This window comes from Ruegeria sp. HKCCD4884 (assembly GCF_013110855.1).
GTDB lineage: Bacteria > Pseudomonadota > Alphaproteobacteria > Rhodobacterales > Rhodobacteraceae > Ruegeria.
Window position 1 is genome coordinate 49092 of sequence record NZ_WVRJ01000011.1, and the last position, 20993, is coordinate 70084.

Here is a 20993-nt window from a genome sequence, read left to right on the forward strand (position 1 = left end):
TTCGCTATTGCTCGATCTTGGTATGGCTGCCAGAGTATGCGCTGACAACTGGGTTAGTGCCGATCCATCAGGAGGATTCACGATGATCGAAAAGCGGGATTTTTACATCAACGGTAAGTGGGTCTCTCCTTCGTCGCCCAATGATTTTCAAGTGATCGACCCTTCGACCGAGGAACCCTGTGCCGTGATTTCACTGGGTGATGAAGCCGACACAAATGCGGCTGTTGCAGCGGCCAAAGCCGCGCTGCCCGGTTGGATGGCGACTCCGGTGGAAACCCGCATTGCGCTGGTGGAAAGACTAATCGAACTTTACGCGACGCGTTCCGAGGATCTGGCGCAAGCCATGTCACTTGAGATGGGTGCACCGATTGATCTGGCCCGTTCGGCGCAGGCCGGGGCGGGTATCTACCACCTGAAAAACTTCATCCGCGCCGCCAATGCGTTTGAGTTCGAACACCCGTTGGGCGACCACGCCCCCAATGATCGCATCATCTATGAAGCGGTTGGTGTTGCCGCGTTGATCACGCCGTGGAACTGGCCGATGAATCAGATCACGCTCAAGGTCGGTGCGGCGGCAATTGCGGGCTGTACCATGGTGCTGAAACCATCAGAACAAAGCCCGCTGAACGCGATGATCTTTGCCGAGATGATGGATGAGGCAGGCTTTCCGCCCGGCGTGTTCAATCTGGTTAACGGTGACGGGGTGGGCGTTGGCTCGCAACTTTCCAGCCATCCAGATGTGGATATGGTCAGCTTTACCGGCTCGACCCGCGCTGGTACCGCGATTTCGAAGAACGCTGCAGAGACACTCAAGAAAGTGCATCTGGAATTGGGCGGAAAAGGCGCGAATGTGATCTTTGAGGATGCAGATGATAAGGCCGTCAAGCGCGGTGTGCTGCACATGATGCAAAACACCGGCCAAAGCTGTAATGCACCCAGCCGGATGCTGGTGCAGCGCCCGATTTACGACAAGGCGGTGGAAACGGCGACTGAAGTGGCCAACATGGTCAAGGTCGGCCCTGCCATCGAAGAAGGCCGCCACATTGGCCCGGTGGTGAATGAGGTCCAGTGGACCAAGATTCAGGACCTGATTCAGAAAGGCATCGACGAAGGTGCACGTTTGGTCGCTGGTGGCACCGGACGGCCAGAGGGGTTAAACAAAGGCTATTATGTCCGCCCTACAGTCTTTGCCGACGCCAACAATCAGATGACCATCGCACGCGAAGAGATCTTTGGTCCTGTTCTGACCATGATCCCCTTCGACACCGAAGAAGAAGCCATCGAGATCGCCAACGATACACCCTATGGCCTGACCAACTATGTTCAGACGCAAGACGGCGCGCGGGCCAATCGTATGGCACGTGTCTTGCGGTCGGGCATGGTCGAGATGAACGGCCAATCACGCAGCGCGGGCTCTCCGTTCGGGGGCATGAAGCAATCCGGCAACGGGCGTGAAGGTGGTGTTTTCGGTTTGGAAGACTTCCTTGAAATCAAAGCGGTCGGCGGATGGGCGGCTGAATAAGTTGTCCAATGAGTCAATCAATTTGGGCGGGGCAATATAGGTGCCCCGCCCTTAGTGTTTCAAACAGGCCGCACCACAAGCTGAGGCTCTCTGTCAGATGTGTGCCGTAGGGATTGACCATCCCAGCCAATCTCTCCGGTGACGCGCTGTCGATAGGCGGAAAAGCTATCGAACCGCACCACATCGACGGGCGTATCGAAATGCAGGGTAACACGACGGCGCGCGCCATCGCCCAGCATAGTTATGCCGCGAATTTCCCCCGTGTATGCCTGACCCAGGTATCGTCCCTCAACCCGGTCACCTACACGCAGGTGCATCCGATTTCCGGCCATTGCATGCAATGTGTTCCAGTCTCGTACGCCGTGCTGATGGGCCAGCAGTTCCAGTGTGGCGCTATGCGACAGGGATACGCCCGTCGCTTTCAGTTTTTCCCGCAGGCGTTTTGCCTGCTCTTTCAGCTCTTCAACCGGAGCAACGGTTTGGAGTCGTGTCATCATGTGCCTCGTGTCTTTGAACGGGCGCGAAGTCTGGACGGGGTTCGCATTACCATCCGCGCGCCGGAAAAAGGGCAACAGATGTCTTTCAAATCGGGTTTCACCAAAGCCAAAGGCCGCGAACGGCAGGGGACCCGAACCTGCGGTGCCTTTTGGCAGCGGTCGGGTCATCTGTCAATCAGGCGTCTGCCTGCGCTGCTTCATAGGCCAGCATGGCGCGCTTCACCGGCAGACCCCAGTGATAACCACCTAACCCACCTGATTTACGCAGCGCGCGGTGACAAGGGATCAACCAACTGACCGGATTGCGCCCAACTGCCGTTCCCACGGCGCGAACAGCTTGTGGTGAGCCTACGCGCTGCGCGATCTCGGAATAGGTTGTGACCTGCCCAGAAGGGATATGCATCAACGCTTCCCACACTTTGATCTGCAAAGGCGATCCGATCAGGTAAAGCGGCGTTGGTTCCAACCGGTCGCTGGCAGCCCCAAAGGCACTCAGCACCCAAGGACGCAAACGCATCGGATCCTCAACGAAATCCGCTTTGGGCCAGCGCGAGATCATGTCTTCCATCGCGGCCTCTTCCCCGGTCTCTGCCCCGAATGCCATGCCGCAGATGCCCTTGTCTGTGCCCATGACCAGCGCAGGGCCAAAGGGGCATTCGAACCAGCCCCAATAGATCGTCAATCCTGCGCCTTTCCGAGCGTATTCGCCGGGGCTCATGGATTCCCACTTCAGGAACAGATCGTGCAGGCGGCCGCTGCCGGACAGGCCAACGTTATGCGCGGTTTCCAATGTGGTGAACCGCTCGCGCAGCAGGGCCTTTGCGTGGCCCAGCGTGAGGTATTGTTGATACCGTTTCGGCGATACCCCGGTCCAGCGCGAGAACAAGCGTTGAAAATGGGCGGGGCTCATATCCATCTGACGGGCCAGCTCATCGAGGCTCAGGCCCTCGCCACCCTGATCGATCAGGTCGATTGCGCGGCGCATGACGTTGTAGTGGTATCCGCTTTCCGGGGTCTGGACATTCATGTCGCTTACCTCTTGCACTATTTCCCAGACTATACGTCGTCTGCCTATTGGTGAGCGACCCGAAACTTGCGCAACCGTATTTCTTTGAGAATTGATCTGACTTAGGGTCGAACCACATCCAATCAATTCCGGGCCGAACATGACCCTCTCCGCCGCCATGGACCAAACAGGCCGCGTTCTTCTGGACGAGTGCGGTGAACCCCTGTTTCCCTGGTGGAGCTTCACCAAAACTGCAATCGCAGTTCTTGTCATGCAGGCGTGGGAACGCCAGCAATGCGATCTTGATGCACCGTTCCGAGAGCATCCGTTTTCGCTGCGCCAATTGATGCAGCACCGCGCCGGGCTGAGAGATTATGGGGCGCTACCGGGCTATGGAGATGCCGTCGCGCAAGGTGCAGATCCCTGGTCTGTCGAGCAGTTGTTGGCAGAAGCAGATTTTCGCAACCTCGCCTACCCGCCCGGAACGAACTGGGTATATTCAAATGTGGGCTATCTGCTCTTGCGCCAATTTCTGGAAGAGGTGCACAACGCCAGTCTGGCCGAAATCATGCAGGCTCGTATTTGCCAGCCGCTGGGTCTGACCGCGCGTGTTGCTCGGACACGGGATGATTTCGAACAACTGTATTGGAACGCGCATGGTTATCACCCGGACTGGGTCTACCACGGCTGCCTTATGGGCACTGCAACCGACGCCTTGCGCCTGTTACGCGCCGTCCTGAACGGCGATCTGTTATCTGCTGCAAGTAAAGACCAGTTGCTCAGCCGTTCCATGCAAGGCCCGGCTATTCCGGGACGGGTTTGGAGCGAAACCGGCTATGGGCTTGGTCTGATGATCGGTGCGGCCCAACCCGTGGGCCGCGTTATCGGGCACACTGGATGCGGCCCGTTTTCGGCAAATTTGATCGCGCAGTTTCCAGACACCCCTTCCGGGCTTTTGGTGGCCAGCTTTTGCCCAATGGGTGACGAGACCCCTGCAGAGTTTGAAGCTGTAAAGCTTGCAACCAAGCTAAACGAGCTTCGCGCATGACTACATAAAGCGTGTTTTCAATTGCAGCCCGCACAATCCCACGGCATTAAGGCCCGGATGGCAAAACAACTCGACTATCATACGATCCGCGAGATCTTTACGCGCTTTCAGGAGGCCGACCCCGAACCCAAGGGCGAGCTTGAGCATGTGAACGTCTATACCCTGGTCGTGGCCGTCGCGCTGTCGGCGCAGGCGACCGATGCGGGCGTCAACAAAGCCACGCGCGAATTGTTCAAGATCGCCGACACACCACAAAAGATGCTGGACCTGGGCGAAGAGGGTCTGATCGAACATATCAAGACCATCGGCCTGTTCCGTCAGAAAGCGAAAAACGTCATCAAGCTTAGCCGGATTCTGGTCGAAGATTACGGCGGCGAGGTTCCCAATTCCCGTGCTGCGTTGCAATCGCTGCCGGGTGTCGGGCGCAAGACGGCCAACGTGGTTCTGAACATGTGGTGGCGGCAACCTGCTCAGGCGGTTGATACGCATATCTTTCGCGTCGGCAACCGAACCGGCATTTGCCCCGGTAAGGACGTGGACGCGGTCGAGCGCGCCATAGAAGACAACATACCTGCTGATTTCCAGCTTCATGCACATCACTGGCTGATCCTGCATGGCCGGTACCATTGCAAGGCACGCAAGCCGCAATGCCCGACCTGCATCATCCGTGATCTCTGTCGATTCGAGGACAAAACCCAATGAAAACTTACCAACTGACCGGCATCGGAAATGCCGTCGTAGACGTGATTTCCCAGGCCGACGACAGTTTCCTGGAACTGATGGGCATCGAGAAAGGCATCATGCAGCTGATCGAGCAGGAGCGCGGTGAAGTTCTCTATGCCTCGATGGAAGGCCGCGTGCAGACGCCTGGCGGTTCGGTCGCCAACACCATCGCGGGGGCCGGTGCCCTTGGACTGGACGCTGCCTTTATCGGGCGCGTGCACGACGACGCGCTGGGGCGGTTCTATGCGGATGCGATGAACGAAGACGGCGTTGACTTCGTGAACCCGCCGGTTCCGGGCGGAGAGCTGCCGACCTCGCGTTCGATGATCTTTGTTTCGCCCGATGGTGAGCGGTCGATGAACACCTATCTGGGGATTTCATCCGAGCTGTCCTCGCAGGACGTCTCGGATGACGTTGCAGGAAACAGCCAGATCATGTTCCTCGAAGGCTATCTGTTCGACAAGGAAAAGGGCAAAGCCGCGTTTCTTGAAGCCGCGCGCGCCTGTCACAAGGGCGGCGGAAAGGCCGGTATTGCCATTTCCGACCCGTTCTGCGTGGAACGTCACCGCGTCGATTTCCTGTTGCTGATCGAAAACGAACTGGATTTCGTGATCGGCAATGAGGCCGAGATCAAGTCGCTGTTCGAAACCGACGATCTGGAGGAAGCGCTGGCCAAAACCGCCGCCATCTGTCCGTTGGTTGTCTGCACCCGGTCAGGCGACGGTGTGACAGTTCTAAATAGTGACAGCCGCATTGACGTGCCGGTTGAAAAGATTGTGCCCGTGGACGCAACAGGTGCGGGTGATCAGTTCGCTGCAGGCTTCCTGTTTGGCATGGCCACAGGTCGGGATTATGAGACTTGCGCAAAGATCGGCAATGTCTGTGCCCGCGAAGTCATCAGCCATATCGGTCCGCGCCCCGAGGCAAACATGCAGGAATTGCTGCGCGCCGAAGGGTTGCTCTGACCTCGGATCGGGTCCTTTTCACAAAATGGATTGGGGCGTCAGCGCCCCAACCCTACCCTTTAGTTAGAAAACAGCGCCAGCCAGATTCCGACGAACATCAGAACCCCACCCAGGTTCACCCAGACGTGCCAAATCGCATAACGAAACGGCAGTGTCTTTTGGGCGTAAAACATCGTTCCAACGACATAGCTGACTGCACCGCCCGCAATGCACCAAAGGGTGGCTGCGGGAACGGTGGTCATGTCTGGGATTGCGCCTAAACCGATACCACCCAAACCAAGGTATGACGCCGTCGACCATCGCGACTTAACCGTCTCATTCGCGATCTTGTTCCAGACGGCTGCGATGGTCAGCCCCCAGCACACCCAAAGCAAGGTCATGGTCCATGCCGTGCCCGCCTGAACGAAGAATGGTGTGAACGTCCCGCAGATACTGGGATAAATCGCGGCGTGGTCGATACGGCGCAACAGCTTGCGGCGATCATGCCAAGGCGCAAAATGATAGGCGCAGGACGCAAGGTTCGACGCAAGTGCACTGAGAACATAAACTATGACCGCAAGAAGCAGCGCAACATCCAGACGTTGATAGGCGTTCACGATCAGCAGGCTGCCAGCCGTCAGGATCAGGGACAAACCGATCACATGGACAATCATGTCGGCGGTACGATGCGCACGCGCGGGGCTGGGATAGGTGGTTTTCATCATGACTGGCCAGTTAAAAACAGCTCTGCGCTAAAGTCCCGCCAAAAGGATGTCCAACTTTCCCAAGCGTCACTTATACGAGCCGAGGTGGTCTTCAAAAGCCGCCAGCACTTGCTCGTACACGTCCCGTTTGAACGGTACGATCTCGTCGATCAACCGATCAGGCGCTTGCCATTTCCATTGTGAAAACTCTGGGTGGTCGGTTTCGATGTTGATCTGATCATCCTTACCGACAAAGCGCAGTAGGAACCATTTCTGCTCTTGCCCGCGATAGCGCCCTTTCCAGATCCTGGGCACGATGTCCTGCGGCAGATCGTAGGGCAGCCAACCGTCGGTTTCGGCCACGATCTCCACCAGGTCCGAGGTTACCCCGGTTTCCTCCCACAACTCGCGCAGGGCCGCATCGCGCGGGTCTTCGCCCTTGTCCACGCCGCCCTGCGGCATCTGCCAGGCGTCTTTGTGGCGATCATTGCGCTGACCCACAAAAATCCTGCCGTCCGCATTTATCAGCATTAGCCCCACACAAGGACGGTAGGGCAGCTTGGCGATATCTTCGGGGGTCATACGGGGCCTCATCGGATTGTTCCGCCAATCTCTAACAACCACAGGGGCAACAGCAAAGAGGGTGACGTGGGGTTTCGCGTGACAAAGATGACGCGAAGGTCAATCTAACTCGCATATTCGGGAGGGAGAGTTTCGCCATGACTGCGTACCCAAACATGCTGGCCCCGCTGGATCTGGGCTTTACCACCTTGAAGAACCGCGTGCTGATGGGTTCGATGCATACGGGGCTTGAGGAAACCGGTGACTGGAACCGGGTGGCTGAATTCTATGCGGACCGGGCGCGCGGCGGCGTGGCGCTTATGGTGACAGGTGGCATTGGTCCAAATCTTGAGGGCTCGGTTCTGCCCGGCGCGTCGATGATGACCAATGAAAAAGAGGTGGCGAACCATTCCATCGTCACCCAGCGGGTGCACGAAGCAGGCGGCAAGATCGCGATGCAGATCCTGCACGCAGGCCGCTATGCTTATGGCCCGAAATGCGTGGCCCCCAGTCCGGTGAAATCCCCTATCTCACCCTTTCCGCCAAATGAGCTGGATGAAGACGGCATCGAAAAACAGATCAGCGACATCGTGAACGCCGCCGTTCTGGCCCAACAGGCGGGCTATGACGGGGTCGAGATCATGGGGTCTGAAGGGTATTTCCTGAACCAGTTCCTTGTGACCCATACCAACAAACGCACAGACCGCTGGGGCGGGACCTACGAAAACAGAATGCGCTTGCCTATCGAGGTCGTGCGCCGCACGCGTGAGGCCGTTGGCCGCGATTTCATCATCATCTACCGCCTGTCGATGATTGATCTGGTCCCCAACGGCTCGACCCATGAAGAAGTGGTGCAACTGGCGCAAGAGGTTGAAAAGGCCGGTGCCACCATCATCAACACCGGCATTGGCTGGCACGAGGCGCGGATTCCGACCATCGCCACCAGTGTGCCGCGTGCTGCTTTCGCCTGGGTGACGAAAAAGCTGATGGGCAAGGTTTCGATACCTGTAATCACCTCGAACCGGATCAACACGCCCGAGGTCGCCGAAGAGGTTTTGGCCTCCGGCTGTGCCGATATGGTGTCGATGGCCCGCCCGATGCTGGCAGACGCCGATTTCGTCAACAAAGCCGTTGCGGGGCAATCTGCGCAAATCGCACCCTGCATTGCGTGCAATCAAGCCTGTCTGGATCATACATTCAGCGGCAAGCTGACGTCTTGTTTGGTCAATCCCCGTGCCTGTCATGAGACTGAACTGGTGATTGAGCCTGCTTCGACGCAGAAAAACGTTGCCATTGTCGGTGCGGGCCCAGCCGGTTTGTCCACCGCGATGACCGCTGCCCAGCGCGGCCACAACGTGACTTTGTTTGACCGCGCCGCAGAGATTGGTGGGCAGTTGAACATGGCCAAACAGGTTCCGGGCAAGGAAGAGTTTTGGGGGCTGGTCGATTGGTATCGCACCATGATGGCCGATCTGGGCGTAAAGGTGGAATTGAACCGTGAGGTCAGCGCCGACGATCTGACCGGCTTTGACGAGGTGATCATCGCAACCGGCGTCACCCCGCGCGATCCGCAGATTCCGGGGCAGGATCGAGAAAATGTCCTCAGCTATATCGACGTGCTGCGTGGCAAGGCCGAAGTCGGCGAATCCGTCGCCGTAATCGGCGCAGGCGGTATAGGTTTTGACGTCTCCGAATTTCTTTTGGAGGACGGGCACAGCGCAACCACCGACTTGCCGCTTTGGATGAAGGAATGGGGCGTAACAGACCCGGCCGAGCACCGCTCGGGCCTTGCGCCAGAAGGGCCTCAACCCAGCGCGCCTGCGCGTCAGGTCACATTGCTACAGCGCAAGAAACAGGCACACGGCAAGGGATTGGGTAAAACAACTGGCTGGATTCACCGTGCAGCGTTGAAGATGAAAAACGTCAACTTCGTGGGCGGTGTGAACTATGAGCGCATCGACGATGACGGCCTGCATGTCAGCTTTGGCGAAGACCGTGCTGACCCGACCGCGATCTCGGCGGACACAATCGTTCTGTGTGCCGGGCAGGTTTCAGACCGGTCGCTGGCGGACGCGCTGATCGAACGCGGCGTTACCCCCCACGTAATCGGCGGTGCGGATGTAGCGGCCGAACTGGACGCCAAACGGGCGATCAATCAGGGAACACGATTGGCGGCCGAGCTTTAAGCTCGGTCAGTCGGACAGCGCAAGTTTCACCCCCAGCGCGCCAAAGGCCGTTGCAAAACACCGTTTGATCCAGGCCATCACTGACGGGCGGTGGATTATGTAGTCCCGCGCCAAGGCCGCGCAGGCCCCGTAGGCGATGAAGACAACAAAGGTCATCGCCATGAAGGCAAGCGCGAGTTGCACCAAAGCCAGCCCTGCATGGTTTGTGCCGGCGGGCAAAAATTGCGGCAGGAACGCGAGGAAGAACAACGATAGTTTGGGGTTCAACACGTTGATCAGCGTGCCGGTCGCCGCAATTCTAAGGTACCCTTTGGCTGATTTATTCGCGCTGACCTCCATCGCACCGCCCTCGCGGACAATCCCCCACGCCATATAGAACAGGTAGAGCACCCCAAGGTATTTGAGAACCTGAAAGGCCAGCGCACTTGTATGCAGCAGAGCGGCCAAGCCGATAATGCTGGCCACAGCGGCGGGTACGATTCCAAGCGTGCAGCCTGCTGCCGCCGCAATGCTGGCGCGAAATCCTCGGCCAAGCCCAATGGCCAGCGTGTAGATGACGCCGGTGCCCGGCAACAGCACGACGATCAAAGATGTAATGAAAAACTCAAGCGACATTGAACCCTCCGACCACTTGCCGGAGAGTTCCCCACATCAAACCGAAAGTAAACAGGCGTGCAGCTACCTACTCAACGGTAATCGTAATCACCTCGGACACAATCGGTGGATTATGTGGCACATGGCCCGCGTCTCCCAATACCAGTTGCAGCGTGTGCTGACCTGCGGGCAGGTCCAGTGTCACCTCGGTCTGGCCGCCGCCAAAATGCATATGGTTGTCATCGGCAGGAAGGCCATAAGCCAGCTCATCCACTCCATCCTCGCCCTCACCAATCGGGGGGCGGTTGAGCAACAGGTGGTGGTGGCCGGTATTTTCCTTCTCGGTCCCGGCCGGGGCGACGCCCATTCCGCTGAGACCGAAGACAACCGTGACCGGTGATTGCACTGTGTCACCGTCAGATAGATTAACGAAATAAACCTTCGCGTCGGGGTTCGAAGGCGTTTCACCCCCGGCGTGTGCAAAGCCCGCAAAAAGGCAAAAGGCAGCGATGGTGAAAACGGTCTTCATGGTCTCCTCCCTTGTCACAAAAATGCCATCCTCAAGGTAACACATTAGGTCGCTGCGCCAAAAAACACAGCCAGACAGGGGCACAGGCGCATTTGGAAACCACTGTTTCTGCGTTTCCCATACGCAAACGATCCGATTCAAATCCCTGATATTATCCCATGTCTGCCGCGTTTCCGCCCAGATTCAGCGCCATAGTCAGAGAGGAAATCAAGATCTGGGGAACGAGTATGGACCGACTGACTGAAATGGAAGCCTTCGCCAATGTGGTGGATCAAGGTGGCTTCACCGATGCGGCCAAAAAGATGGGCATCTCCAAATCCGCCGTGTCCAAACATGTCTCGAGCCTCGAAGCGCGTCTGGGGGCCCGGTTGCTGAACCGCACCACACGCCGGGTGTCGCCGACGGAAATCGGCCTTGCCTACTATGACCGCGCGCGGCGTGTTCTGAATGACGCGGGCGAAGCAGATTCGCTGGTTACATCGATGCAATCGGCCCCATCGGGCCTGCTGCGCATCAGCGTTGCCACCGACTTCGGCGTGAATCACCTGTCCCCCGTTCTGTCCGAGTTCCTGGCCGCCTATCCCGACATCACAGTGAACATGGTTCTGAACAACCGTTATGTCGAACTGATTTCCGAAGGATTTGACGTGGCCGTCCGCATCGGCGAGCTGGAAGACAGCACGCTGCGCGCCCGTAAGCTAACTGAAACCGTGAAACGCATGGTGGTTGCACCCAGCTATATTGAACGCTTCGGACGCCCGCAGAAGATCGATGATCTGAACGAACACAAGCTGCTGCACTATTCCAGCCAATCCTCGGGCAACGTCTGGAAACTGACCGCGCCATCGGGTGAAAAACGCCAGGTGCGTACCGCGGGCTGGTTGAGCGTGAATGACGGGCAATCGCTGCTGAACGCGGCCATCTCGGGGCTGGGGATCGCTTACCTTCCCAGCTATCTTTATGCCGAAGCGTTAAAATCAGGACAGGTGGTCGACGCCATGCCATCTCTGCCGGACGAGGTCCAGGGCATCTATGCCGTCTACCCGCCTGGCCGCTTCACACAACCCAAAGTTCGGGCCTTCATCGACTTCCTGGTCAATTCCTACCACGACAAAGGCCCGATGGACTGGTAATTCTCCCTGAAGACCAACCTTATGACCCGCATGTCAAAGTGCGGGTCTTTTTTTGCCTTTAGGCTTGACCGTACCTGTTCAGTTGACCAGCAAAACCGCTTCGACCCGGCGGTTCAGGTCGCGCCCCTCGGGCGTCGCGTTGGACGTTATCGGAGCCAGATAGCCCACGCCCTGCGCCTCGATCCGCTCGGGGGCCACGCCATGCGCCTCGATCAATCGGGTGCGTACGGCCTCGGCCCGGCTTTTGCTGACAGAGATATTGGCCGACAGCGCGCCAGTGTCATCGGTATGCCCTACTAACGCAAGTCGCGTATCGGGGTTGTCAGACAGGTAACCGGCGACCAGAGTCAGCGAGGCGAACGGCCCTTCACCCAATGCCACCTCGCCGGTTGGAAAATGCAAATCATCCAGGATCACATGCCCTGCTCTTGTCAGAGCCTCCAGCAATCCGCCCGAGCCTTCGACGGCCTGTTCGATCACAACCGGATCAGGGTCAGGCGCATCCTGCGGCGTTACGCGGATCAACTGTACGTAGCCATCCGGCGGGTTGCGACTGACCAACAGGCTAAGCGCAACGGACCCCTTGGTCGCTGAAAGGAAACGATAATCCTGAATGGCGACATACATATCTGGTGTTGGCACAACTTCCGTCCCGAAACGGAAATCGAAGCCGCCGCAAGCTTGCGCCTCACACTCAAACAGGATCTTGTAGCCTTGCGCCTCGATCTGGTCGCGCAGCGGGGACAATAATTGCAGTGTCGTGCTGGAACCTGCCTGTAACCGCCACGTGAACCGCTCAACCCGACCTTCGATTGTGTCAGAAGGCACTGCCCCGTTCTCATAAGGCCCCGTCGGCAGGTCATAACTGTCCAACGGCGAGGTTCGGTCACTGATCTGGCGCGCACTGGTGGGCAGGGTCAGGTCCTGCGCCAGAACCGGCCCCGTCAGTAGCATTGATAAAAGGACAGCCGTACGGATCATCGAAACTGTGCGTGATATTCTTCGTTGGGTACCATTGCTGTCGCGCTGGCCACCCGGTTGGACATGTTGAAGAAACCGGTAACATTGGCAATGTCCCAGATGTCCCGGTCGGTGAACCCAACATCGCGCAGCTTCTGCCGGTCGGGTTCTTCGATCTCGGCGCTGGAGGTAGTCATCTTGGCAGCAAAATCCAGCATCGCACGCTGACGTGGATCCAGCGGCGCAACGCGGTAATTCATCACCAGCATCTCACCCAGTTGCGGATTACCCGACAGCTGACGCACCGCCGCGCCATGTGCGACCAGACAGTAGAAGCACTTGTTGATCGACGATACCACCACCGCTATCATCTCGCGCTCCAGCTTGGACAAGCCGCTGTCGGCCAGCATCAGGTCATTGTACATCGCTGTGAAGGCGTTCAGCTTGTCGATGTCGAATGCGTTGGCTTTCAATACGTTCGGCACCATTCCCAGCTTTTCGACACAGATATCAAAGTATTTCTGCGTTTCCGGCGGCAGCGGATCGACCATGGGCAGGTTCAGCGCGGTGGGAATGTCTTTCTGTGTCACGGCAGCCTCTTCAGTTCACTCAAGGTGACGGTAATGGTATTCGCCTGCAAGCTCCATCCCGAGCGCGCGATAAAGGCCATTGGCACCTGCATTGGCTTTGGTGCAGATCACGCTGAGGGTCTGCGCGCCATTATCCCGCGCCCAGATTGCCGCCGCGCGCATGGTCCAGTGGCCCAGACCTTGGCGGCGATGATCGGGCAGAATTTCAAGCGCGTGGACCATCGCAACATCCCCGTGCATCGCGACAAATGCCACGCCGCTGGGTTTATCGTTGTGGCGCAGCAACAGGCTGGTCTTGGGACCTTTCGCGCGCGCCATGACCGCTTGCCGTTCTGCGCCGATCCCAGCCGAAGACCAGATTTCGCGCATAATCTCAAGCGGCTCCCAGACCGAGAAGACCATGATCGGAGGGATCGGTTGATCTGTCAGCAGGTCGACCGGACAGGCATAGATGTTGACCGGGTCCAGAACGCTGTACCCCCGATCAGCCAGTTTTGTATCCAGCGCCTCATCACCCGGACGTAGACAGAAAATGCGTTTCTGCCCCATGGCCAGCATTGCGGCCTCGGCGGCGTCAATATCCGCGTCTGTTGCAGGACCCAACGCATTGGCCGCAGACACACGTGACCCACCACCCCGCCCTTCGCGCAGTTGGAACGGGCCAAGCGCCTTGTAGCCTGCGGCAGGCCATGTGCCGTCGACGATATCGGCCCAGTTCAGGCTCAAAGCTCCAACTCTTTCGCCAGACGGGTCATCGCCGCATCAATCCGCCCTCCGTCAGTGCCTCGTATCACGACGTTGGCACCGAAGGCTCCGTTGATCTGGAACGGATAACAGCCGATGGACAGGTCGCTGAACTCTTCGGCCAAGGCGGACAGGTTTGTGGCAATATCGCCCTCGCCCCGATCCACGCGCAGAGTTTGCGACAGCAAGGGGCTGCCTCCGGTTAACGTTGGCAGAACACTGGCCACCATCGCCTGAAACACCGAAGGCACACCGGCCATCACATGCACGTTCACAAGAGTAAAGCCCGGTGCAGTCGAGACCGGATTGTCGATCAGCGCCGCACCATCGGGAATGCGGGCCATGCGCAGTCGGGCGGCGTTCAGTTCCAACCCCGATTTGTCGTAATGCGCCTGCAACAATGCCCGCGCGTCATCCCTGATATCAATCGGCGTATTGAAGGTCCGCGCGATGCAATCGGCGGTTATATCATCATGGGTCGGACCAATGCCGCCACTGGTAAAGACGGTGTCATAGGCATCAGACAATGCCTTAACCGCCCCTTCGATGGCAGGGGCGTCATCGCTGACAATGCGCACTTCTTTCAGGTCGATGCCATGTTTCGTCAGCTCCTGCGCCAGAAAATGCATATTCGCATCACGGGTGCGGCCGGACAGGATTTCATCCCCGATCACCAGCATCGCTGCGGTTGGATTGGCCATGGCGCTCTCCCCTCTTGATCGTTCTCAGGGGCAGGTATAGGCCCTGAACCATGCGTTTTGAAACCCCTCTTGTCCCCGCCCGCCTGATCCGTCGCTACAAACGCTTTCTGGCTGATTGCACGCTGGAAGACGGGCATGAGGTTACAGCCCATTGCGCCAATCCGGGATCGATGATGGGGCTTGCCGAACCGGGCGAGAAAATCTGGCTGGAACCCAATGACGACCCGAAGAAAAAGTTGAAATACGGCTGGCGACTGGTGGATCACGAAAACGGGCATTTCACTGGCGTTGACACCTCGGTTCCCAATCGCGCCTTAAGGGCAGCGCTTGAAGCTGGTGAGATCGCAGAACTGGCCGCCTATGACACCGTCCGGCCCGAGGTGAAATACGGCGAAAACAGCCGCATCGATTTCCTACTGACCGGGCCGGGCCTGCCCCACGCCTATGTCGAGGTCAAAAGCGTGACCCTCTCGCGCCAGCCCGGCCTGGCCGAGTTCCCCGACAGCGTCACGGCGCGCGGTACAAAGCATCTGGGCGAGCTGGCAGCAATGGCCGCGCAAGGACACCGCGCGATCATGCTGTATCTGGTACAACGCACCGATTGCGACCAGTTTGCACTGGCGGCTGATATTGACCCGGCCTATGCGGCGGCGTTTGAAGCAGCGCAGGCGAAGGGGGTGGAACGGTTGGTGTATGGGACAGAGATTTCACCTTTGGGTGTCGCAGTCTTACCCAAACAGATCTAGAGCCCATTGAGCAGCATCCTCGAGAAACAAGAAAGCCTGGCGTCTCGGGTTAAACCTAAAGCTGACTAAATATATTCTTAAAACGGTATTTGTTGATTCATATCAAGGTTAATTAGCGCACAAAAAGCTTTGCTACTCAGCACGACAATTTCGGGGGGAGATTTGTCATGCGATACAAAGCTATTGGTATGACCGTTCTGTGCGCCGCACTCCTATACACGGCCTCTTGCTCGGGCATGAGTTACGCGATGAAGACATATGGCGACGTCGACCCAATAAACTTCGAAGCCTATGGCAGAACCTGGCGCGTCTTCGACAAGCCTGAAAGCGGCTTGATTATGCTGACGCCCAGCTTGGGAGATGCGGCATTGGCAGGTGCCGCCGAAGGGGCAACATTCGGCTTGGCTGGCAGTATGGACCCCACGCAGTTGGTCTTTCAATCGGCAGCGGCAGAATACCTGAAGTCAACCGGCAGAACATGTGACATCCGTTCTGCCCGACTGGTCATCGACCCTCAGTGGGAGTTCACCTATACCTGCTGAGCCTTCGCGAAACTGTCGCCTTTTGTCAGAAATCACGGAGTTCAGCATGCCAAAAAATTTAATCACATTGGCAGTCCTTCTCGCCGTCACCGCATGCGCGGAACAACCAAGTTCGATTGCACCGGTTCCAATAGGGGATGTCTATAGCGACGTTTCCTGCGCGAAGGCACGACAACTCTACCAACAAGAGGTCGCCAGAGTACCCGCCTTGGTTTCCGCCCAGAAACAAGCGGTTGCTGGTGACGCTGTTGGTGTGCTGTTGATCGGAGTTCCCGTATCCAGTTTGTCGGGAGATGACTTGGAAGGCGAAATAGCCGCGACCAAGGGTAAATTGATAGCACTGTCCGCTCGTTTGGAAGTTTGTGGCACTCCGCCCCCCAAAATAGCGTGGGATTGAGCCTGTCGCGACATAGGGTCGTAAAGACGACATGAACGAGCGGCTGTTGAAACTGATAAGCCGTCGAACTACTTCGCTGAAGGAGTGTGACCCTGCGCCCTCTGGTACTTTCTGCACAAGCAGCGTAAAAGGAATGCTGCGCGAAACATTTGGAGCTTAGCGTCGATGAAAGAACATCGTGGCCGCCTGACCAAAGACGGCATCCGCATATATGAACAAAGCGACTTTGCCGGAATGCACGCGGCAGGGGCTTTGGCGGCACGCATTCTGGATGATATTGCAGAACACGTCTTTCCCGGCCAGACCACTGGCGCGATTGACGGGCTGATTACTCAGATGGTTGAAGACGCAGGCGCAACCTCGGCCACGATTGGGTACAAAGGCTATCAGCACGCCAGTTGCATCAGCGTCAATCACGTTGTTTGCCATGGTATTCCGGGTGAAAAAAAGCTGAAGGATGGCGACATCCTGAACATCGACGTGACTGTTATCGTCGATGGCTGGTTTGGCGACACCTCGCGCATGTACGTGGCCGGGAAACTGCCGCGCAAGGCGGAACGGCTGATCCAAGTGACCCATGACGCGCTGTTCAAGGGCATCGAGATGGTCAAGCCCGGCAACACTTTCGGTGATATCGGCCACGCCATTCAGGCTTATGTCGAAGCGCACCGGATGAGCGTTGTACGCGATTTTTGTGGCCACGGTTTGGGTCGCGTGTTCCATGCGCCGCCCAATGTTCTGCACTATGGCCGTCCGGGCACCGGTGCGGTTCTGGAAGAGGGTATGTTCTTTACCATCGAACCGATGGTCAATCTGGGCCGTCCGGAAACCAAGACGCTGGCCGACGACTGGACAGCTGTAACACGCGACAAGTCACTGTCGGCACAGTTCGAGCATTCGGTGGGTGTCACGGCGGATGGGGTCGAGATCTTTACGCTCTCGCCGGGCGACAAGTTCCACCCGACCTATTCCTCCTGATCGGCAGCCTGTTCGCGCATCACTTTCAGCAGCATCGTCTCTGCCCCCCACGGCGTCACCGCGTCTTGGATGAAAACAGGCGCGCGCATCGGCTTGCGCTCGGGCCCGGTTGAGGCTTCGGCGTCGCGGGAAAACGTCCAACTAAAGGGTGTCAGGGCGCGGTCCATGATCGCACGTTAGCACAAATCAGGCTCTGAGTCCCAAAAGCCGATGCACCTGTGCCATATCCGTGATGACTTCGGCACCCAGATCAGCCAAGCTGTCGCCGCCTCCGTGCGGGGCATAGGCCAAACAGCGCATACCTGCCCGCAAGGCCGCTTTGACACCGTTCTGGCTGTCTTCAATAACCACAGGGGTATTTGCTTCGAAGTGCTGAGCGGCCAGCTTGAACATCTTTGGGTCCGGTTTGCCAGTTCCCAGAACATGAGCCGAGAACATAACGTCTTTGAACCGGTCCCAAAGCCCATTCTGACCCAGGGTGATCTTCATCTTGTCCGGGCTGCCGTTTGACGCAACGCAGAACGGGATGCCGTTTTGATCCAGTGCCGCCAACAATTCGGAAACACCAGGCACCAAAGGAACCCCTTTGCGCAGGCGGTCATAGGTTTCAGCATAGATCTGATCCACCCAGTCGTCGGGTAGATCGGCCCCCATGCTGCGTGCCTTGTCGCGCACCCCGACCATCGTTCCGCCTACAAACAGCGACATGCATTCAGGCAATGTGAGGTGCAGGCCATAACCAGCCAGATTGCCCATCAGCACCTGGTTCGAGATCACTTCGCTGTCGACCAGAACACCATCGCAATCGAAAATCACCAGATCATGCATCCGATTCGTCTTTCCACATCAGAGAGATATGCGTGTCGCCGTATTTCCGACTGTCGTGGAGCTTGAACCCTGCGGGTGCTTGCATCGGGGTGTTTTCTTCCCAAACCAGCAAGGCCTCATCAGCGACCCATCCACCGGCGGTTATTGCGGTCACTGCCTTTTGGCCCAACGCTTTGCCGTAGGGCGGATCGAGAAAGATCAGATCATATGGGGCGTTCGGGTTGTCGCCCAGCCGCGTTGCATCGCGGCGGATCAGGTCAGTGCGCCCGGCGCTGTGGGTCAGGTCGATATTCTTGCGGATCAGCCCTTGGGCCACACGTCCGTCATCAACAAAGGTGACATGGGACGCACCACGCGACAGCGCCTCGAGCCCCAGCGCCCCGGTACCTGCAAACAGGTCGAGCACGCGCAGATCGTCAAAGTCGATCTGGTGGGTCAGGACGTTGAAAAGACTTTCGCGCACACGGTCAGTGGTGGGACGCAGATGTGCCCCCGCATCCCCTTTGCCGACCGAGGCCAAGGCGCGGCCCCGGAACTCTCCGGCGATGATCCTCACGCTTTGAGCAGCGGCTTCAAGTCCGCGTCCGGATCCGCCACGATGGCCGGATCGGCCGTCTTGCCTGCATCGATCAAGCGTTTGCCGACCATATACGCGCGGGGATCGTTCATTGCGTCCACAGCTATCAACTGATCGCCCTTGTAGTACCAGAAGGACACGGTCTGCCCTTCGCCCTTGCGGGTCACAACCCGGTCATATCCGGTGTTCAGACCGGCGATCTGCAATTTGACGTCATACTGGTCCGACCAGAACCATGGTGTCGCCACATAATCCCGGGCCGCGCCCAGCATGTTCTGCGCGACGATCTCGGCTTGATCAATTGCGTTAGGCACACTCTCTAGCCTGATACGGCCTTCACCGTGTGGAAACGAAGCACAATCGCCTGCCGCCCAGATTGACGGATCCGAAGTGCGGCCATGGGCGTCGGTCTTGATACCATTGTCCAACTCAAGCCCTGCCATCTCGGCCAATTGGGTTGCGGGCGCGATGCCGACACCAACCACGACAAAATCAACCTCAAGCTCGGTGCCGTCGGTCAGCAGGGCACCTGTGACCTTACCGTTTTCGCCAATCAGCCGATCCAACCCGACACCTTCGCGAATGTCCGCACCATACTCGCTGTGCAATGCGCGGAAATAGTCGCTGGTCTCGGGTGCTGCAACTCGTTGCAGGATACGGTCGGCCATCTCGACCAGAGTCACCTTGACGCCGCGTTTGGCGCAGACGGCTGCGGCCTCAAGCCCGATATAGCCGCCGCCCACGATCAGCGCACGGGCACCTTCGGTCACTTTGGGCTCCATATCGTCGATATGCGCCAGATCGCGCACCACATGAATGCCATCCAAATCGCCGCCAATCGCAGCAGGCAGACGACGCGGATCGGACCCGGTGGTCAGCGCCAGTTCGTCGTAGGTAATGACCTCGTCCCCCAACGTCACAGTCTTGGCTTGCGGATCGATGCCCGTGACGTGCTGACCCAGACGAAGGGTGATGTTGTTCTCGGCATAGAAACTCTCGGGTCGCAGGAACAGGCGCTCCAGCTCCATCTCGCCCAGAAGGTATGCCTTGGACAAAGGTGGGCGCTGATAGGGCAAATGCGGCTCGGCTCCGATAAGGGTGATGTCCCCGTCGAACCCATCCTTGCGCAACCGCGCCACCAAAGATGCCCCCGCCTGACCGGCACCGATCACGACAATATGGTTCATGTTTTGCCCACCCTGCAGTTTTCCCGTGGTCTCTGTGATTGGACCACCTATATTGCGGCTAAGCCCAATTCTGCAAATCCAAACAACAGGAGCTGAAAAATGATTTCAACAGGAGACGCCCTTCCCGAAGCGACACTGACCCAGATGGGCGCGGACGGGCCGGAAGAGGTTCGGATTTCAGAAAAGACCAAGGGCCGCAAAGTGGTGATCTTCGCCGTTCCGGGTGCGTTTACGCCGACTTGCCATTCGGCGCATGTGCCCAGCTTCATGCGGACGAAAGATCAGTTCGACGCCAAAGGCGTGGATGAAATCATCTGCATTTCAGTCAACGATCCGTTTGTCATGAAAGCCTGGGGCGAAGCGACAGGCGCGTCCGAGGCCGGATTGACCATGTTGGCCGATGCGACATCGGAATTCACCAAAGCCATTGGCATGGATTTTGACGCCCCGCCTGTCGGTCTGATTGCACGATCCAAGCGCTATGCCATGTTGGTTGAAGACGGCAAAGTCACAGCCTTGAATTTGGAAGAAAATCCAGGCGCTTGTGAGATCTCTGCCGGTGAGGGCCTGTTAGAGGCCATTTGAACAACATCGGCCCCGGGTATCCGGGGCCTTTGCACCCCAAATTAACTTGAAGCCTTGCTCCATTGCGCAAATACTTGGCCTACGCATACGTGGAGTTCTTTATGAAACTTAAGACATTATCACTTATTCTGACCGGCGCAGCCCTGATCTCGGCCTGCGGACCGGCCCCTACCCCACAACAACAAGCCGCGCGCCAGCACGAGATCGCGTGCCTGGGCGGCACATTGGGCGGCGCGTTGATCGGTGGCGCCATCGGCAACCAGTTCGGCGGTGGGTCGGGTAAGACGATACTGACCGCGGCAGGCGCTGCTGCTGGCGGATTTGAAGGGCAAAGATTTGCATGCTGAGGGGATGGACATGACACGAGCAATTTTCATAACCGCAGCCTTTATTCTGGCATCTGCAGCAACAGCGGAAACCGTTGCTGAATTGCATGAAAAAGAGCTGAACGCCATTGACGCGAACAATGATGGCTTCTTGTCCAAGGATGAGTTCAACGCATTCTCGGATTACGCATTCCAGACCATGGATGAAGACAAGAATGGCACTTTGGGGCTGGACGAGGCAAAGCCGTTTTTAGACATCAAACAGTTTCAGGATGTTGACCGCAACAAGGACAGCTTTATCTCAAGGGCGGAATATGATGCTCAGATGGGTGAGGATTTCAACGCTGCGGACAAGGATGGCAATGGCCAGCTGGACTAGGCCTGC

Annotated in this window: 27 protein-coding genes; 13 read left to right on the top strand and 14 right to left on the bottom strand. The window is 57.7% G+C overall.

Annotated elements, in window-relative coordinates:
- Window positions 1-82: 82 nt before the first annotated feature.
- A complete protein-coding gene (locus GS636_RS16085) occupies window positions 83-1522 on the top strand; it encodes an aldehyde dehydrogenase family protein (protein WP_171670643.1) in 1440 nt (479 codons plus the stop codon).
- A 59-nt stretch (window positions 1523-1581) separates the two neighbouring features.
- Here GS636_RS16085 and GS636_RS16090 read toward each other — a convergent pair whose 3' ends face one another.
- Together GS636_RS16090 and GS636_RS16095 are read right to left on the bottom strand one after the other, a co-directional pair.
- Complete coding sequence (locus GS636_RS16090) at window positions 1582-2187, bottom strand: glyoxalase superfamily protein (RefSeq protein WP_371808737.1); 606 nt, start codon at window positions 2185-2187, stop codon at window positions 1582-1584.
- A gap of 7 nt (window positions 2188-2194) precedes the next feature.
- The gene (locus GS636_RS16095; RefSeq protein WP_171093235.1) at window positions 2195-3046 is read right to left on the bottom strand and encodes a bifunctional helix-turn-helix domain-containing protein/methylated-DNA--[protein]-cysteine S-methyltransferase; all 852 of its coding nucleotides are present in this window, start codon (window positions 3044-3046) and stop codon (window positions 2195-2197) included.
- Between the two features lie 139 nt (window positions 3047-3185).
- On the opposite strand from GS636_RS16095, the gene GS636_RS16100 reads away from it, so the two are divergent.
- From GS636_RS16100 to GS636_RS16110, 3 genes are read left to right on the top strand one after another with little or no spacing between them, the layout of a single operon-like run.
- A complete protein-coding gene (locus tag GS636_RS16100) occupies window positions 3186-4073 on the top strand; it encodes a serine hydrolase (protein WP_171670645.1) in 888 nt (295 codons plus the stop codon).
- 57 nt (window positions 4074-4130) lie between these two features.
- A complete protein-coding gene (gene nth, locus GS636_RS16105; RefSeq protein ID WP_171093231.1) occupies window positions 4131-4775 on the top strand; it encodes an endonuclease III in 645 nt (214 codons plus the stop codon).
- Window positions 4772-5761: an adenosine kinase gene (locus GS636_RS16110; RefSeq protein WP_171093229.1), complete on the top strand. Its 990-nt coding sequence runs from the start codon at window positions 4772-4774 to the stop codon at window positions 5759-5761. The genes nth and GS636_RS16110 overlap by 4 nt, the downstream gene beginning before the upstream one ends.
- Before the next feature lie 59 nt (window positions 5762-5820).
- Here the strand turns inward: GS636_RS16110 and GS636_RS16115 are convergent, their stop codons facing one another.
- The gene (locus GS636_RS16115) at window positions 5821-6465 is read right to left on the bottom strand and encodes a hemolysin III family protein (protein ID WP_171184337.1); all 645 of its coding nucleotides are present in this window, start codon (window positions 6463-6465) and stop codon (window positions 5821-5823) included.
- Between the two features lie 66 nt (window positions 6466-6531).
- Window positions 6532-7026 carry an RNA pyrophosphohydrolase gene (locus GS636_RS16120; RefSeq protein ID WP_171184338.1) on the bottom strand — a complete coding sequence of 165 codons (495 nt, stop codon included), beginning with the start codon at window positions 7024-7026 and terminating at the stop codon, window positions 6532-6534.
- A gap of 137 nt (window positions 7027-7163) precedes the next feature.
- Between GS636_RS16120 and GS636_RS16125 the strand changes: the two genes are divergently transcribed.
- The gene (locus GS636_RS16125; protein ID WP_171670647.1) at window positions 7164-9191 is read left to right on the top strand and encodes an NADPH-dependent 2,4-dienoyl-CoA reductase; all 2028 of its coding nucleotides are present in this window, start codon (window positions 7164-7166) and stop codon (window positions 9189-9191) included.
- 6 nt (window positions 9192-9197) lie between these two features.
- On the opposite strand, the gene GS636_RS16130 is transcribed toward GS636_RS16125, so the two are convergent.
- Both GS636_RS16130 and GS636_RS16135 read right to left on the bottom strand, forming a co-directional pair.
- Window positions 9198-9806, bottom strand: a complete 609-nt coding sequence (locus tag GS636_RS16130; protein ID WP_171184343.1) for a LysE family translocator — start codon at window positions 9804-9806, stop codon at window positions 9198-9200.
- Between the two features lie 67 nt (window positions 9807-9873).
- Window positions 9874-10314: a DUF4399 domain-containing protein gene (locus GS636_RS16135; protein WP_171670650.1), complete on the bottom strand. Its 441-nt coding sequence runs from the start codon at window positions 10312-10314 to the stop codon at window positions 9874-9876.
- A gap of 227 nt (window positions 10315-10541) precedes the next feature.
- Between GS636_RS16135 and GS636_RS16140 the strand changes: the two genes are divergently transcribed.
- Window positions 10542-11447: a LysR family transcriptional regulator gene (locus GS636_RS16140; RefSeq protein ID WP_171093217.1), complete on the top strand. Its 906-nt coding sequence runs from the start codon at window positions 10542-10544 to the stop codon at window positions 11445-11447.
- Between the two features lie 78 nt (window positions 11448-11525).
- Here GS636_RS16140 and GS636_RS16145 read toward each other — a convergent pair whose 3' ends face one another.
- From GS636_RS16145 to GS636_RS16160, 4 genes are read right to left on the bottom strand one after another with little or no spacing between them, the layout of a single operon-like run.
- A complete protein-coding gene (locus tag GS636_RS16145) occupies window positions 11526-12428 on the bottom strand; it encodes an OmpA family protein (protein ID WP_171670652.1) in 903 nt (300 codons plus the stop codon).
- Window positions 12425-12997, bottom strand: coding sequence for a peroxidase-related enzyme (locus GS636_RS16150; protein WP_171670654.1), 573 nt, complete (start codon window positions 12995-12997; stop codon window positions 12425-12427). The genes GS636_RS16145 and GS636_RS16150 overlap by 4 nt, the downstream gene beginning before the upstream one ends.
- A gap of 15 nt (window positions 12998-13012) precedes the next feature.
- Window positions 13013-13723, bottom strand: coding sequence for a GNAT family N-acetyltransferase (locus GS636_RS16155; RefSeq protein ID WP_171184348.1), 711 nt, complete (start codon window positions 13721-13723; stop codon window positions 13013-13015).
- Window positions 13720-14442, bottom strand: coding sequence for a molybdopterin-binding protein (locus GS636_RS16160; protein WP_171670657.1), 723 nt, complete (start codon window positions 14440-14442; stop codon window positions 13720-13722). The genes GS636_RS16155 and GS636_RS16160 overlap by 4 nt, the downstream gene beginning before the upstream one ends.
- Before the next feature lie 50 nt (window positions 14443-14492).
- On the opposite strand from GS636_RS16160, the gene sfsA reads away from it, so the two are divergent.
- The 4 genes from sfsA to map all read left to right on the top strand — a co-directional run bounded on the left by sfsA (window position 14493) and on the right by map (window position 17105).
- The gene (gene sfsA, locus GS636_RS16165) at window positions 14493-15188 is read left to right on the top strand and encodes a DNA/RNA nuclease SfsA (RefSeq protein WP_171670660.1); all 696 of its coding nucleotides are present in this window, start codon (window positions 14493-14495) and stop codon (window positions 15186-15188) included.
- 167 nt (window positions 15189-15355) lie between these two features.
- Window positions 15356-15730: a hypothetical protein gene (locus GS636_RS16170; protein ID WP_171670662.1), complete on the top strand. Its 375-nt coding sequence runs from the start codon at window positions 15356-15358 to the stop codon at window positions 15728-15730.
- Between the two features lie 46 nt (window positions 15731-15776).
- Window positions 15777-16127 carry a hypothetical protein gene (locus GS636_RS16175; protein WP_171184356.1) on the top strand — a complete coding sequence of 117 codons (351 nt, stop codon included), beginning with the start codon at window positions 15777-15779 and terminating at the stop codon, window positions 16125-16127.
- Window positions 16128-16292: 165 nt separating this feature from the next.
- A complete protein-coding gene (map, locus tag GS636_RS16180) occupies window positions 16293-17105 on the top strand; it encodes a type I methionyl aminopeptidase (protein WP_171093205.1) in 813 nt (270 codons plus the stop codon).
- On the opposite strand, the gene GS636_RS16185 is transcribed toward map, so the two are convergent.
- From GS636_RS16185 to GS636_RS22735, 4 genes are read right to left on the bottom strand one after another with little or no spacing between them, the layout of a single operon-like run.
- Window positions 17093-17272, bottom strand: a complete 180-nt coding sequence (locus tag GS636_RS16185) for a hypothetical protein (protein ID WP_171670665.1) — start codon at window positions 17270-17272, stop codon at window positions 17093-17095. The two genes, map and GS636_RS16185, sit on opposite strands and share 13 nt — an antisense overlap.
- A 19-nt stretch (window positions 17273-17291) precedes the next feature.
- Window positions 17292-17933, bottom strand: a complete 642-nt coding sequence (locus tag GS636_RS16190) for an HAD family phosphatase (RefSeq protein WP_171670668.1) — start codon at window positions 17931-17933, stop codon at window positions 17292-17294.
- A complete protein-coding gene (gene rsmD / locus GS636_RS16195) occupies window positions 17926-18489 on the bottom strand; it encodes a 16S rRNA (guanine(966)-N(2))-methyltransferase RsmD (RefSeq protein WP_171670670.1) in 564 nt (187 codons plus the stop codon). Before rsmD ends, GS636_RS16190 begins: the two co-directional genes overlap by 8 nt.
- Complete coding sequence (locus tag GS636_RS22735) at window positions 18486-19697, bottom strand: NAD(P)/FAD-dependent oxidoreductase (protein WP_171670673.1); 1212 nt, start codon at window positions 19695-19697, stop codon at window positions 18486-18488. The genes rsmD and GS636_RS22735 overlap by 4 nt, the downstream gene beginning before the upstream one ends.
- 99 nt (window positions 19698-19796) lie before the next feature.
- Between GS636_RS22735 and GS636_RS16205 the strand changes: the two genes are divergently transcribed.
- The 3 genes from GS636_RS16205 to GS636_RS16215 all read left to right on the top strand — a co-directional run bounded on the left by GS636_RS16205 (window position 19797) and on the right by GS636_RS16215 (window position 20987).
- Entirely contained in the window at window positions 19797-20282 is a 486-nt protein-coding gene (locus GS636_RS16205; RefSeq protein WP_171670676.1) for a peroxiredoxin, read from the top strand.
- 101 nt (window positions 20283-20383) lie between these two features.
- Window positions 20384-20629: a glycine zipper 2TM domain-containing protein gene (locus GS636_RS16210; RefSeq protein ID WP_171093193.1), complete on the top strand. Its 246-nt coding sequence runs from the start codon at window positions 20384-20386 to the stop codon at window positions 20627-20629.
- A gap of 10 nt (window positions 20630-20639) precedes the next feature.
- Entirely contained in the window at window positions 20640-20987 is a 348-nt protein-coding gene (locus GS636_RS16215) for a hypothetical protein (protein ID WP_171093191.1), read from the top strand.
- Window positions 20988-20993: the final 6 nt, after the last annotated feature.

Excerpts from the sequence above, each read along its gene's own strand:
- GS636_RS16085 (WP_171670643.1), top strand. The coding sequence starts at position 83 with ATGATCGAAAAGCGGGATTTTTACATCAACGGTAAGTGGGTCTCTCCT.
- GS636_RS16090 (WP_371808737.1), bottom strand. The coding sequence starts at position 2,187 with ATGACCCGACCGCTGCCAAAAGGCACCGCAGGTTCGGGTCCCCTGCCG.
- GS636_RS16095 (WP_171093235.1), bottom strand. The coding sequence starts at position 3,046 with ATGAATGTCCAGACCCCGGAAAGCGGATACCACTACAACGTCATGCGC.
- GS636_RS16100 (WP_171670645.1), top strand. The coding sequence starts at position 3,186 with ATGACCCTCTCCGCCGCCATGGACCAAACAGGCCGCGTTCTTCTGGAC.
- nth (WP_171093231.1), top strand. The coding sequence starts at position 4,131 with ATGGCAAAACAACTCGACTATCATACGATCCGCGAGATCTTTACGCGC.
- GS636_RS16110 (WP_171093229.1), top strand. The coding sequence starts at position 4,772 with ATGAAAACTTACCAACTGACCGGCATCGGAAATGCCGTCGTAGACGTG.
- GS636_RS16115 (WP_171184337.1), bottom strand. The coding sequence starts at position 6,465 with ATGATGAAAACCACCTATCCCAGCCCCGCGCGTGCGCATCGTACCGCC.
- GS636_RS16120 (WP_171184338.1), bottom strand. The coding sequence starts at position 7,026 with ATGACCCCCGAAGATATCGCCAAGCTGCCCTACCGTCCTTGTGTGGGG.
- GS636_RS16125 (WP_171670647.1), top strand. The coding sequence starts at position 7,164 with ATGACTGCGTACCCAAACATGCTGGCCCCGCTGGATCTGGGCTTTACC.
- GS636_RS16130 (WP_171184343.1), bottom strand. The coding sequence starts at position 9,806 with ATGTCGCTTGAGTTTTTCATTACATCTTTGATCGTCGTGCTGTTGCCG.
- GS636_RS16135 (WP_171670650.1), bottom strand. The coding sequence starts at position 10,314 with ATGAAGACCGTTTTCACCATCGCTGCCTTTTGCCTTTTTGCGGGCTTT.
- GS636_RS16140 (WP_171093217.1), top strand. The coding sequence starts at position 10,542 with ATGGACCGACTGACTGAAATGGAAGCCTTCGCCAATGTGGTGGATCAA.
- GS636_RS16145 (WP_171670652.1), bottom strand. The coding sequence starts at position 12,428 with ATGATCCGTACGGCTGTCCTTTTATCAATGCTACTGACGGGGCCGGTT.
- GS636_RS16160 (WP_171670657.1), bottom strand. The coding sequence starts at position 14,442 with ATGGCCAATCCAACCGCAGCGATGCTGGTGATCGGGGATGAAATCCTG.
- sfsA (WP_171670660.1), top strand. The coding sequence starts at position 14,493 with ATGCGTTTTGAAACCCCTCTTGTCCCCGCCCGCCTGATCCGTCGCTAC.
- GS636_RS16170 (WP_171670662.1), top strand. The coding sequence starts at position 15,356 with ATGCGATACAAAGCTATTGGTATGACCGTTCTGTGCGCCGCACTCCTA.
- GS636_RS16175 (WP_171184356.1), top strand. The coding sequence starts at position 15,777 with ATGCCAAAAAATTTAATCACATTGGCAGTCCTTCTCGCCGTCACCGCA.
- map (WP_171093205.1), top strand. The coding sequence starts at position 16,293 with ATGAAAGAACATCGTGGCCGCCTGACCAAAGACGGCATCCGCATATAT.
- GS636_RS16185 (WP_171670665.1), bottom strand. The coding sequence starts at position 17,272 with ATGGACCGCGCCCTGACACCCTTTAGTTGGACGTTTTCCCGCGACGCC.
- GS636_RS16190 (WP_171670668.1), bottom strand. The coding sequence starts at position 17,933 with ATGCATGATCTGGTGATTTTCGATTGCGATGGTGTTCTGGTCGACAGC.
- GS636_RS22735 (WP_171670673.1), bottom strand. The coding sequence starts at position 19,697 with ATGAACCATATTGTCGTGATCGGTGCCGGTCAGGCGGGGGCATCTTTG.
- GS636_RS16205 (WP_171670676.1), top strand. The coding sequence starts at position 19,797 with ATGATTTCAACAGGAGACGCCCTTCCCGAAGCGACACTGACCCAGATG.
- GS636_RS16210 (WP_171093193.1), top strand. The coding sequence starts at position 20,384 with ATGAAACTTAAGACATTATCACTTATTCTGACCGGCGCAGCCCTGATC.
- GS636_RS16215 (WP_171093191.1), top strand. The coding sequence starts at position 20,640 with ATGACACGAGCAATTTTCATAACCGCAGCCTTTATTCTGGCATCTGCA.